At 59.2% G+C, this 11996-nt stretch carries 14 protein-coding genes; 7 read left to right on the forward strand and 7 right to left on the reverse strand.

Features of this window, described 5'->3' with window-relative positions:
• Positions 1-174: 174 nt before the first annotated feature.
• The 3 genes from ACTJKS_RS21460 (at position 175) to ACTJKS_RS21470 (ending at position 2689) form a co-directional block, all read left to right on the forward strand.
• A complete protein-coding gene (locus ACTJKS_RS21460; protein WP_041069656.1) occupies positions 175-645 on the forward strand; it encodes a hypothetical protein in 471 nt (156 codons plus the stop codon).
• A 494-nt stretch (positions 646-1139) separates the two neighbouring features.
• The gene (locus tag ACTJKS_RS21465; RefSeq protein ID WP_041069652.1) at positions 1140-2033 is read left to right on the forward strand and encodes a sensor histidine kinase; all 894 of its coding nucleotides are present in this window, start codon (positions 1140-1142) and stop codon (positions 2031-2033) included.
• Positions 2030-2689: a response regulator gene (locus tag ACTJKS_RS21470; RefSeq protein WP_047295407.1), complete on the forward strand. Its 660-nt coding sequence runs from the start codon at positions 2030-2032 to the stop codon at positions 2687-2689. The genes ACTJKS_RS21465 and ACTJKS_RS21470 overlap by 4 nt, the downstream gene beginning before the upstream one ends.
• On the opposite strand, the gene yegS is transcribed toward ACTJKS_RS21470, so the two are convergent.
• Complete coding sequence (gene yegS, locus ACTJKS_RS21475) at positions 2673-3590, reverse strand: lipid kinase YegS (protein ID WP_108183383.1); 918 nt, start codon at positions 3588-3590, stop codon at positions 2673-2675. The genes ACTJKS_RS21470 and yegS overlap by 17 nt on opposite strands.
• Positions 3591-3911: 321 nt before the next feature.
• Here yegS and ACTJKS_RS21480 point away from each other — a divergent pair, with 321 nt between their 5' ends.
• Entirely contained in the window at positions 3912-4220 is a 309-nt protein-coding gene (locus ACTJKS_RS21480) for a hypothetical protein (protein ID WP_186448449.1), read from the forward strand.
• A gap of 75 nt (positions 4221-4295) precedes the next feature.
• On the opposite strand, the gene ACTJKS_RS21485 is transcribed toward ACTJKS_RS21480, so the two are convergent.
• Positions 4296-5522, reverse strand: a complete 1227-nt coding sequence (locus ACTJKS_RS21485; protein WP_041069640.1) for a molybdopterin molybdotransferase MoeA — start codon at positions 5520-5522, stop codon at positions 4296-4298.
• A complete protein-coding gene (gene moaB, locus ACTJKS_RS21490; protein WP_047295416.1) occupies positions 5506-6045 on the reverse strand; it encodes a molybdenum cofactor biosynthesis protein B in 540 nt (179 codons plus the stop codon). The genes ACTJKS_RS21485 and moaB overlap by 17 nt, the downstream gene beginning before the upstream one ends.
• 82 nt (positions 6046-6127) lie before the next feature.
• Here moaB and mobA point away from each other — a divergent pair, with 82 nt between their 5' ends.
• Positions 6128-6730 (forward strand): molybdenum cofactor guanylyltransferase MobA, encoded by a 603-nt coding sequence (mobA, locus tag ACTJKS_RS21495; protein ID WP_108183385.1) that lies wholly within the window; start codon positions 6128-6130, stop codon positions 6728-6730.
• 78 nt (positions 6731-6808) lie between these two features.
• Positions 6809-7030: a YgdI/YgdR family lipoprotein gene (locus ACTJKS_RS21500; protein WP_003226722.1), complete on the forward strand. Its 222-nt coding sequence runs from the start codon at positions 6809-6811 to the stop codon at positions 7028-7030.
• Between the two features lie 76 nt (positions 7031-7106).
• Here ACTJKS_RS21500 and ACTJKS_RS21505 read toward each other — a convergent pair whose 3' ends face one another.
• From ACTJKS_RS21505 to ACTJKS_RS21515, 3 genes are all read right to left on the reverse strand, one after another.
• Positions 7107-7997, reverse strand: a complete 891-nt coding sequence (locus ACTJKS_RS21505) for a pseudouridine synthase (protein WP_108183386.1) — start codon at positions 7995-7997, stop codon at positions 7107-7109.
• An 81-nt stretch (positions 7998-8078) separates the two neighbouring features.
• On the reverse strand, positions 8079-8396 hold the full coding sequence (locus ACTJKS_RS21510) for a transcriptional regulator (protein WP_003226726.1): 318 nt from the start codon (positions 8394-8396) through the stop codon (positions 8079-8081).
• A gap of 148 nt (positions 8397-8544) precedes the next feature.
• Entirely contained in the window at positions 8545-8781 is a 237-nt protein-coding gene (locus tag ACTJKS_RS21515) for a glutaredoxin family protein (protein WP_041069630.1), read from the reverse strand.
• 201 nt (positions 8782-8982) lie between these two features.
• Between ACTJKS_RS21515 and ACTJKS_RS21520 the strand changes: the two genes are divergently transcribed.
• Complete coding sequence (locus tag ACTJKS_RS21520) at positions 8983-10695, forward strand: cation:proton antiporter (protein WP_262948458.1); 1713 nt, start codon at positions 8983-8985, stop codon at positions 10693-10695.
• On the opposite strand, the gene ACTJKS_RS21525 is transcribed toward ACTJKS_RS21520, so the two are convergent.
• On the reverse strand, positions 10692-11900 hold the full coding sequence (locus ACTJKS_RS21525) for an ammonium transporter (RefSeq protein WP_222018768.1): 1209 nt from the start codon (positions 11898-11900) through the stop codon (positions 10692-10694). The genes ACTJKS_RS21520 and ACTJKS_RS21525 overlap by 4 nt on opposite strands.
• Positions 11901-11996: the final 96 nt, after the last annotated feature.

Here is an 11996-nt window from a genome sequence, read left to right on the forward strand (position 1 = left end):
TTCTCATTGCATGAACGGAGTCAGGCTATTGTGTGCGATCGCAGGTCAGTGGAAACCCACCCTCTGGAAAACCTCAGCCAGTGCACTTGCGCGGCGGGGCGCGATCTCCCGACGGTTCATGATCGTCGACACACACGGCATTCCCTCATCAGACATGACGCTGTGGAGATAAGCATGCCAATCGACCGTAAAGACTGGGCACAACGCTTTCCCGAATTTCTCGTCGAAGCGGAAACACTCCTGGCCAAGTCGGAAGAATGCCTGAGCCACCTGCAATTGATCAGCAACGACAAGGATGCGATCGACTGCATGCGCAGCACCCTGCTCAAGCTGGCGAGCCGTGCAGAAGCGTTGGCACTGGAAGCGATTTCCGAGTTTTCCCTGCACATTCACAGCTTGCTCGATCATGCCCCGGACTCTATCGATCTGCACGCTCAGGCACTGAATGCGCTTCAGGACTGTTTCACCCTGATGGCCTGGCAGATTGAACTGGTCGATCACAATACCGGGCAACTGAGCCTGGATAGCAGCGAGCAAACCTCGCTGATCGAAGCCTTCGCGTTCCAGGTCGGTCAACACCAGTTTCAGCCTTCGCTTTCGCCCCGGCCAATCCCGCTCTTGTCTTATTCCGAGCGCCAGGCCTGATTCGCAGCGGTTAATGCGCACATCGCGGCTGTAGAGCCGAATCGCTGAATGTCGCAAATGAATAGTTCATGCCCGCCAGCGACAATTCGAATTAAATAATCACACCTGACACCCGCAGAAATTTTCCCGCGCCTCAGGGTTTGCCTGTGTCCGTGTAACGATCAACTTCAAGCGACACGGGATATCTATCCAGCATAATAAGGTGACTTTTTTCCATTATGGAACTCACGTCCAACATGGCGACTTTCCTGACCCTTTGGACATATATGGCAAACGCGACCAACGGTATCTTAAGTGGTATTATGCCGCCCGTTAGTTGCTATCAATTAATGGCAAAGTGATTCAGTGACAGTCCTCCCCAACGAAGTTGGCGGTCAAACATCGTTCACTGAACCTCGTTCAAATCAATAACATAATTGACAGCATTTTCAGACAGAGACCCGCCAGCCAACGGCCGGTCTGCCCGCAGCGAATATCCATTGGCTCCATCCGATATGTACGCCAGCCTCAAGTCAATCACCACATGGCCACCGTCCCGGGAAAATGCACGCCGGTTCACACTCATATTGTGTGTCACTGCCACCGCCGGCTGCCTGCTGACCTACGGTTTGTCAGCACCGCTTTCGCTGGGACTGCTGCTGTTGAACATGGCCGCCACTGCTTGTGTCTGGGTGCAATATCGGCTGTCGCGCAAATCGATCAAGTTCCAGCCCCAGGAACTCGCCGACCGCTTGCTGGAAGTCCAGGAAAACGAACGCCACCGCCTCAGCCGTGAACTGCATGACGACATCGGTCAGTTACTGACAGCAGCCAAACTGCAAAGTGAATGGCTGAAAAGACGTTTGCCAACCGACTTGCAAGAGCAATGCTCGACACTCTGCGACACCCTCGAAGAAACCCTCAACAAGGTGCGCGACGTCTCAGCCATTCTCAACCCGCGCCAGTTGACCAGCCTCGGACTGGAAGCCAGCCTGCGTGCGCACTTGCTCAAGACTCTGGCCAACACATCGGTGCACTGGAGCCTCGATTGCCAGCAGCGACTCAACGGCATTCCGGAAGAAATGGCGGTCGCCGCCTTTCGCATCACCCAGGAAGCGGTGACCAACATTCTGCGCCACGCGCAGGCCAGCAACCTGTTGATCCGTGTGCAGCGCCTGCCACAAGGGCTGACGTTGTTGATCAGCGACGATGGCCAAGGCTTCGCGCCTGCTGCAGATCCGGGTCGGGAAGGACAGCGTGGAATGGCCGGGATGGCCGAGAGGATCGAACAATTGGGCGGCACGCTGAACGTCATCAGCGAGCCGGGCAAAGGCACTCAAATCGAAGCACTATTCCCCTGGGCGCCCCGTGCACTCGAGCGGGCCAGTACGAATAAGGTTATGCGTTGACTTGTAACTTACTTCTGGTGGATGACCACTCGCTGATCAGAGCCGGCGTGCGCGCTCTGGTGCTCGACATTCCCGGTTACGCCGTCGTTGGCGAAGCCAGCGATGGCTCGCAGTTGCTTGAAATGGTCGAGCATCTGGCGCCCGATATCGTCTTGCTGGATATCTCGATGAAGGAAACCGGTGGCCTTGAAGCCCTGCAACGGCTCAAGCGGGTGCGGCCCCAGAGCAAAGTGCTGATTTTGTCGATGCACACCGATCCGGCGCTGATCATGCAGGCACTGGAATCCGGAGCGCACGGTTATTTGCTCAAGGACACCACGGCCACCGAACTTGAACATGCCCTCGAAGCCCTGCGTAACAACGAACGTTACCTGAGCCCGGCGATCGCCCACACCGTGATCAACCAGGCCCTGACCCGTACGCAGAAAAACCCGCCGGAGGTCGCCGATTCGCACAACCTGACAGCCCGTCAACTGGAAATCCTGCGGTTGATCGTGCGCGGCAAATCCACTCGGGAGATCGCCAACGGCTTGGGCCTGAGCATCAAGACCGTCGAAACCCACCGCTCGCAGATCATGAAACGCCTGCAGATCTACGACGTGGCGGGTCTGGTCCTGTTCGCCGTGCGCGAACAGATCATCAGTCTTGACGACTGATCGACCCGGCACCGCCCAATAGCGGCGAATGCTCGGGCAAATGCACCCGCAAGGCCGCAGGGCGCGCCTCGAAGCGCAGGCTGTCGCCTTCAAGCGGCTCACCGTCAAGATTGATGCTCAAGCCCTCGGCGACCTTGATTTCGACCCAGGGCAGGCGGGCTCTTACAAACATATTGTCGATGCCGAAGCCGTCACTGAGCAGGGTCTTCAGCGTACCGACCAACTCCTGCGGTGCCGGCAAAATGCTGATGTCCAACAGGCCATCATCCGCCAGTGCCTGTGGACACAATTCATGCCCGCCACCCGCCTGACGGCCATTGCCGATTCCCAGCGCCAGCAGCTCGCCACGCCAGTGAAAGTCCGGTCCCTGCAGTTCGCCGTAGGCCGCGTGCAACTCACTGAAGCGCGATAAACCGGTGAACAGATAGGCGGCCCCGCCGAGTACTTTTTTCAGATCCTCGGAGGTATTGGCTGTAACCTGGCTGCCGAAACCACCGGTCGCCATGTTGAGGAAAATCTGCTCGCCGACTGCGCCCAGGTCAATGTCGCGCGGCGGTACATCGAGAAGCTCAAGCGCCTCGGCCGGCTCCAGCGGAATCCCCGCCGCACGGGAAAAGTCGTTGGCCGTGCCCAGCGGTAACAGCACCAGACTGGCCTTGTGCGGATGCCTGGCAAGGGCTTCAGCGATATCGCGCAATGTCCCATCCCCGCCTCCCGCAATGATCTGCGAGTAGCCACCCGCCAAAGCTTCTTCCACCAGACGCTGAGCGTCACCGGCCTCCCAGGTCAGGCGTACTGCCAACTCCCATCCCTGCTTTCGCTTTGCTTCGACAGCGGCGCGAACCGCCTCATTGAGTGCCTGCTTGCCATGCAGAATCAACAGCGCCCTGCGTTCACTCATAACGGTCACTCCCCACAATTGAATCGGTATGAAACATCTTGACCACCGGCACAGGCAAAAAAGCCATCGGAGCACCATTTAATTCAAGCGCCCGGCTTGTCACGTCCTACACAGCGGTATTTTTTCTTACAACAGGTAAGGAATCGGCTCAATTGACCGGACTCGATCCTTGATACACCTTGTACAGGCAGTATCAATTTTCGTTTTTTTAACAACACAAGGATGTGCAGGGAATGAGTGGATACCCCCTCGGAGCTGGTGACAGTTCGAATGACGGAAAGGCCAGCGCGCTGACAGTGAAAACAGCTGACGGATATGTCCATGTCCAGCCATGAAGCCAGAGTTTCAACCCGTCCGATTGCCCCTCTCAACGAAAGTCGCAGCAGTCACAAATCCGATTTCAAAAAGAGCGCCAGAACCGCTGGAGAAGCACAAATGGAGCCGCGCGTGACCGAACTGGAAACCCACCTCAAATACATACGCCGGGATATGGATGAAGTCCGCGCAGATGTAAGAACAATCAAGCACCGCCTCGCCTATTCGGCAGGTGCAACGGCAGTAATAATGGGACTGTTGGGTTGGGTTGCCAACAGTCGCTTCGATCAGTTGGTCACGCTGATGAGCAATTGACCCGGGAGAATGCAGGATCGACGCTTTCATGCGTCGAGCCTGCAGTTGCAAGGGCAGGCTCAGCGAGGATCAGAGTCAGTCGAGCAGGTCGCTCAGGGGAATGAACCCGACTTCATCACCTTCTACGAGCGTGTGGCCCTCCAGCACTTCTACCAGGCCATCCGCCCAGGCGGCGCTGCGCAACACACCAGAGCTTTGATTGCGATAAATGATGGCCCGTCCTTGCTCGAGTCGACCACGCAGGTATTCACGCCGATGGCCGGCCACAGGCCAGACGAAACCTGCTGGCACCGTAAATTTCAGCGGCACAACGTCTCTTACACCTTGACGCCGCAGCAAGTAAGGTCGCGTCAGCAAGGCAAACGTCACCAGCGTCGAAGCGGGGTTTCCGGGCAGGCCAATGACTGGCACGTTGCGAAAATGGCCGAACGTCAGCGGCTTGCCTGGCTTGATTGCCAGTTTCCACAATGCCAGCTCGCCCTCTTCCCTCAATGCAACACCCAGAAAATCTGCTTCCCCGACCGAAACCCCGCCGGTTGAAAGAATCAGGTCGACATCCTGCAAGTCGCCCAGACGCGCTCGGGTGGTGTCCAGATCGTCCGGCAGAATGCCCGCGTCGATCACCTCACAGCCCAATCGCTGCAACCAACTGCACAACACCACCCGATTACTGTTGTAAATCTGCCCCGGCCCCAGCGGCTGGCCCGGCTCAACCAGTTCATCGCCGGTGGACAGCACCGCCACTCGGACCTTGCGCACCACATTCAGCCCGTCACATCCCAGCGATGCCGCGAGACCTTGTTCGATCGGTCCCAGCCTTGTGCCTGCCGCCAGGATCAACTCACCCACGGTGGTTTCCTGGCCTTGTGGACGAATGTTCTGGCCGAGGCTCATGATTTCAACGAAGCGCACACTGCCGTCGGCTTGGACTTCGGCGTTCTCCTGCATTTCCACACAGTCGGCACCAGCAGGCACCGGCGCACCGGTGAAGATCCGCGCGCAGGTGCCGGGCTTCAAGGGGGCAGGCGCTTGCCCGGCGAAAACCTTCTGGCTGACCGGCAGCGGTGCGCCGGTCCAATCCGCCAGCCTCAAGGCATAACCATCCATGGCACTGTTTGGCCAAGGCGGCAGGTCTAGCGTCGAAACCAGGTCTTCGGCCAGCACTCGCCCCTCGACCTGCGCCAATGGCAGAAACTCGCGCTCGACAATCGGCGTGGCCTCGGCCATTTGCAGCAGGCGAGCCAGCGCTTCCTCGACGGGCATCAGGCTGCCGGTCTTGCCCGGCTTACCCACGGGATTCACAAGGCGCCGCCTGTTTCAGGTGAGGAACGAAGTTGCATGGCCGATGCCGCGAATCCAGCTGTTCGGCGAGAATGCCGTCCCACCCGGTGCGCACCGCATTGGTCGAACCTGGCAGGCAACATACCAGCGTGCCATTGGCCAGACCGGCCAGTGCCCGCGATTGCACGGTTGACGTACCGATATCAGCCACCGAAATCTGTCGGAACAACTCACCAAACCCGTCAACCTGCTTGTCGAGCAGACAAGCCACGGCTTCAGGCGTGCTGTCACGCCCGGTGAAGCCGGTGCCGCCGGTAATCAATACAACCTGCACCACGTCCTCGGCAATCCAGTGGGCAACTTGCGCGCGGATCTTGTACAGGTCATCTTTGAGCAGGACCCGTTCGGCCAGACGGTGGCCGGCAGCAGTCAGGCGGTCGACAAAGACCTGGCCTGAGGTGTCGGTGTCCAGGGTTCGGGTATCGCTGACAGTCAGCACCGCAATATTCAGCGGTGCGAAAGGTACATCGGCCTTGGCTTTCATTAGGCTCGTCCAGTTGTAGGAGAAACAGCCCGGTGTTATATCACAGCGCCTGAATTTTTCGCCGCCCTGCTGGAGAGCTGCCATGACCCCGAATACGCCATTGCCCCCCTGCTCCATTCTGCTCTTGGCAGGCGGACGCGGCCAGCGCATGGGCGGCCAGGACAAAGGGCTGGTCGAATGGCAGGGTGAAGCGCTGATTGCGCATTTGCAGCGCAAGGTGCGACCGCTGACTGACGATCTGATCATCTCCTGCAATCGCAATCGCGAGCGTTATGCTGCCTACGCCGACCAACTGGTGAGTGATGAAGAAGAGGACTTTCCAGGCCCCTTGGCCGGCATCCTCGCGGGGCTCAAGGCTGCGCGCTTGCCCCATCTGCTGGTCTTGCCCTGCGATGTGCCGCGCATCGACGCAGCGCTGCTGCACGACATGCGTGCAACTGCCGGCCAGTTTCCTGACAAACCTTTAATGTTGCGCCATGACGACCATTGGGAGCCCCTGCTGTGCGTGATTCCGGTGGCCCGGCTGCCCGCGTTCGAAACCGCCTGGAACGCCGGAGAACGCAGCCCCGGCCGGGTCATGCGCAACCTCGGCGCAACGGCCCTGCAATGCCCGGACAACGACCCGCGACTGGCCAACCTGAATACCCCCGAACTGTTAAATGCGCATAACACTGTGTCAGACTGACAGCATTCAAGGAACTCTCACGCCTTGTATACGTCTCAAGCTCAGTAACCAAAAGTATTCCCATTCGGAGACACACTCATGACTCAACGGACCCTCGCCACTTTCATGCTCGCACTGGGCCTGGCAACGCTCGCTGGTTGCTCGTCGCCAACAGTGATCACCTTGAATGACGGTCGCGAAATCCAGGCCGTCGACACCCCGAAATATGACGAAGATTCGGGCTTCTACGAGTTCAAGCAGCTGGACGGCAAAGAGACCCGCATCAACAAGGATCAGGTTCGTACCGTTAAAGAGCTGTAATCTTTACGTCGACACCGGATACAGAAAAGCCCGCATTGATGCGGGCTTTTTCATGGGTACGTAAAAGTAAATGGTGTCACCACTGCAGGGTGATCTGGCTCTCGAACTCGCGCGTCTCACCGGTGACAGGGTCGACAAACCGCAGCCCTTGCGCCAGCAGTTTGAGCGGATTGGCGTAGTCATCCTCAACGTCTTTCAACACTTGCGGATAAAACGGATCGTTGCAGATACTTGCGCCCAGCGCAGTCATGTGCACCCGCAACTGATGCTTCTTGCCGGTCACCGGATACAGACCGTAGCGCCACAGATCACCGTTCTTTTCCCGGACCTCCACCGCCGTTTCAGTGTTCGCCAGACCCGGGCCTTCCTGCATGCGGAAGAACGGTTCGCCGTCTATCAAGCGACTTTTGTGCACCAGGGGAAACTCCAGCTCCGGCAGCGCACGGGCAATCGCCTCATAGCGTTTATCGATCTGCCGGGTCGGAAACAGCGACTGATAAGCCGAGCGGGTTTGTGGGTTGGCCGAGAAGATCACCAGCCCGGCAGTGTGCCGGTCGATGCGGTGCAATGGCACCAGATGGGGGTTGTCCAGGCGGCGGATCAGGCGGCGCAGCAACGTCTGCTCGACATACTCACCGGCCGGTGTCACCGGCAGAAAATGCGGTTTGTCCGCTACCACCAGATGTTCATCCGCATACAGGATCGACTCGACCACTGGAATCGGCTTTTCATCCGGCACTTCACGGAAGTAATGAATGCGCAGCCCTTCCTTGTACGGCAGATCCAGCGCAATCGGCTGACCCTGACCGTCCAGCACCCGCCCCCGGACGATCCGGTCCAACCATTGCTCGCGACTGATCGCGCTGAAATGCTCACACAGGCAGTCAAGGACGGTCGCCCAGGCCCCCGGAGGAAGGTAAAGGGTGCTGGCCTGATTCTGCGCAGCAGAAAACGTTGGTGTGGACATACGGAAATTCGAACCCTCAATGCAGGCCGGCATTATCCAACACTGAGCGAAACGAACCTAGTGCGCAATCTGCGGCCCGCCTCAGGCCGGAATCGACTTGAGTGCCGCCGCTTCGGTGAACTCCTTGAGCCAGCGCAACACATCGACCGCCTCCCAGCGTCCCGGGTCATACAAGGCGTACAACAACCCCTGATAACCGACCACATCCAGTTGCTTGTGATAACCGGCACGCTGAAACAGCGCTTCGATCTCGGCAAAGCAGGTGTTGAAGTGCAGTTTGTTGAACGGCGTCTTGCCCTCCGTGACCAGCCCGTCCAGGCGCAACTCGAGGACCGCCTCGCGCACCACGTCAACCGACATCCGGTTCACGCTGTTCTTCAACTGTTCGACATTGACCACGGTTCGTCCCTCTGACTGCCGGATTCACCTGCTCAAGACTTCACAAGCAGCAGGTCAACCCAATTACTGTATGCGCATACAGTAAACGAATAATCCGCAGAGCGCCAACGGGAGGAGGGTCGCTCGCGACCAGCGGATGACAAATCGCTCAGCGCAGGAATGCCACCACCTGATCGGCACTGAACGGCCAATTCAGTTCTGCGCCAGTATCCACTCGGCGCAATACAGGGATCCGCAGGCTGTAAGCCTCAAACCAGGATTCATCCTCTGCAATATCCACCAGTTCCACCAGCAGACCGTGCTCGACAAACGGCATCAACTCGGCTTCTGCCACCTCGCACAGATGGCATCCCAAGGTGCCGAACAACTGACATTCAGGAAGCATGATCGCTCAACCGAAAAAATGAGCGTTTATTCTAGGCCCGCCTCGAAAACCCGTCGAGCCGGCGCAGCCAGATGGCCGGCGCACCGCAGCAAACATGCAAAACCCTGATGCAAATCAGTCCACGGAAAAGCCAATCAGGCGATGCTTCCGCGCTTTTTGCCTCTACGCTTGAGAAGCCTGAGCCTGACATCGGAGTGTCTTGTGTTTGCCAACCTGTTGATCATCCTCGCCTCATCCCTGGTGATGATTGCCCTGTTCCGCCGCCTGCGCTTGCCGCCGGTGCTGGGCTATCTTTGCGTGGGCCTGATGGTGGGGCCGACCGCTTTCAACTGGGTGAACGAGAGCGAACATCTCCCAGATGTGGCCGAACTGGGGGTGGTGTTTCTGCTGTTCTCGCTGGGCCTGGAGTTTTCCCTGTCGAAGATGATCGCGCTGCGTCAGGTGGTGTTCCGCCTGGGCAGCCAGCAGGTATTGCTCAGCACTGGATTGCTCGGGCTGGTGCTGCTCCTGTTGGGCATGCCGCTGGCCCCGGCCCTGTTGCTCGGCGCCGGGTTGTCGTTGTCGTCGACGGCGATTGTCACCAAGGAGTTGGGCAGTCTGGGCGAAGTCTTCAGCAGTCACGGGCAGAACGCGGTCGGGGTCTTGCTGTTTCAGGACGTGGTCGCGGTATTGCTACTGACCTTGGTGCCAGTGTTCGCCGGAAGCAGCGCGCAAGCCTGGTACTGGGCCTTGCCGCTGACATTGGTGAAGACTGTGGTGCTGTTTTTCGGTCTGTTGCTGGCCAGCCGCTGGTTGCTGCCACGTCTGTTTCATGAAGTGGCGGCCTCGCGTTCGGCGGAATTGTTCGTGCTGCTGGCGCTGGTGATTGTGCTGTTGACCGCATGGCTGACACACCTGCTCGGTCTGTCCCCTGCCCTTGGCGCATTTCTGGCCGGGATGCTGCTCGGCGAAAGCCACTACCGCCATCAGATCGAAGCTGACATCCGGCCGTTTCGCGACATTCTGCTCGGGGTGTTTTTCGTCAGCATCGGCATGCTGATCGACCTGCAACTGTTCGTCAGTCACAGTGTGTTGATTCTCGGCCTGACCCTCGGCCTGATGCTGATCAAGGGCACGGTCGTCGCGCTCTTGGTGAAATGGCGCGGCAGTGATCACGAAACCGCCTGGCGCAGCGGCCTGGCCCTGGCGCAGGGTGGGGAATTCTGCTTCGCGTTAATGGCGCAAATGCAGCAAAACCAGATGCTGCCTGCCGAGCTGGGCGCCCTGCTGCTGGCGGCAACCTTCTGCTCGATGCTGCTGACGCCTCTGCTATTGCGCGCCGCGCCGCAAATGGCCGCGCGCCTGCACCGCAAGCCGAACCAGGAGGCGCAAATCGAGGAAATCAGCGCCCTCAATGCCGGGCTGGATCAACATGTGGTGATCTGCGGTTACGGCCGTGTCGGTCAATCCATCGGCCGCTTCATGCGCAATGCCAATCAGCCTTATATCGCGCTGGATAACGATCCGGTGCGTGTGCAGGAAGCCACAGCCGGCGAAAGCGAGGTGCATTACGGCGATTCTGCGCGCGGCGACCTGCTGACCGCCGTCGGACTGTTGCGCGCCCGGCTGCTGGTGATCGCCGTGGATCAGAGCGATGTCAGCCTGCAAATTCTCAAGGAAGCGCGCCGGCTCAATGCGCGGATACCGATTCTGGTGCGCACCCGCGACGACAGCCAATGGGCTGAACTCAAAGCCGCCGGCGCCAGCGAAGTGGTGCCGGAGCTATTGGAATCGAGCCTGATGCTCGCCTCCCACGCCTTGGTCATGCTCGGCCTGCCGGCGCATAAGGTGCAGGAGAAAATCGATCAGGTGCGCATTGATCGCTATCGTCTGCTGCACGGCTTCTATCCCGGCGCGGAAGACGAGGAAGCCTAGTCCTGGCTCACCGCGCCGATCTTGTGCAGCGACAGGTCGGCGCCGTAATACTCTTGTTCCTGACTCAGGCGCAGGCCGTGCAAGGCCTTGATCACGCCGTAGACGGCGAATCCGCCGATCAGTGCCACCAGCACACCCAGCGCGCTGCCGATCAACTGACTGATCAGGCTGACGCCGCCAAGCCCCCCCAGCGCAGTCTGGCCGAAGATTCCGCAGGCGATCCCGCCCCACACGCCGCACAGACCGTGCAACGGCCACACGCCGAGGACGTCGTCGATGCGCCATTTGACTTGCGCGGCGGTAAAGCACCAGACGAACAAGGCACCGGCCAGTGCGCCAGTTACCAGCGCGCCTACCGGATGCATCAGGTCGGAACCGGCGCAGACGGCTACCAGCCCGGCCAGCGGGCCGTTGTGCAGGAAGCCTGGGTCATTGCGCCCGGCGATCAGTGCCGCCACGGTGCCGCCGACCATGGCCATCAACGAGTTGACCGCCACCAGACCGCTGACGCCCTGCAAGGTCTGCGCGCTCATCACGTTGAAGCCGAACCAGCCGACGATGAGAATCCACGAACCCAGCGCCAGAAACGGAATGCTCGACGGCGCGAATGCCACCAGGCGCCCATCGCGATAACGTCCGTTTCGCGGACCGAGCAGCAAAACCGCTGCCAGTGCCAGCCAGCCACCCATGGCGTGCACCACCACGGAACCGGCGAAGTCATGGAACGCCGCGCCAAAGCGCGCCGTCAGCCAGGCTTGCAGACCGTAGTTGCCGTTCCAGATCATGCCCTCGAAAAACGGGTAGATGAACGCCACGATCAGCGCTGTCGCACACAACTGCGGAACGAATCGCGCACGCTCGGCAATCCCGCCGGAGATGATCGCCGGAATCGCCGCGGCGAAGGTCAGCAGGAAGAAAAACTTCACCAGACCATAACCGTGATCTGCACTCAGCACCGCCGCCGGCTGCATGAAGGTCACCCCATAGGAGATCCAATAGCCTATAAAGAAATAGGCCAGCGTCGAAACGGCAAAGTCACTGAGGATCTTGGACAGTGCATTGACCTGATTTTTCTGGCGCACCGTGCCGACTTCAAGGAAGGCGAAACCGGCGTGCATCGCCAGCACCATCACCGCACCGATCAGAATGAACAACGTGTTGGAACTGTGGACCAGCGTGTCCACAGCGCTTTGCAGATTTTCCATAAAGAGGCAGACCTGAAGGCTAAAAAGGCACCAAAGCGGTTCGCGCGGACAATTCATGCACCAAGTTGTGCCCGGCCAGGCACCGCAGTGACGCTG

It is taken from the genome of Pseudomonas sp. 22189 (genome assembly GCF_052045635.1).
GTDB lineage: Bacteria > Pseudomonadota > Gammaproteobacteria > Pseudomonadales > Pseudomonadaceae > Aquipseudomonas > Aquipseudomonas parakoreensis.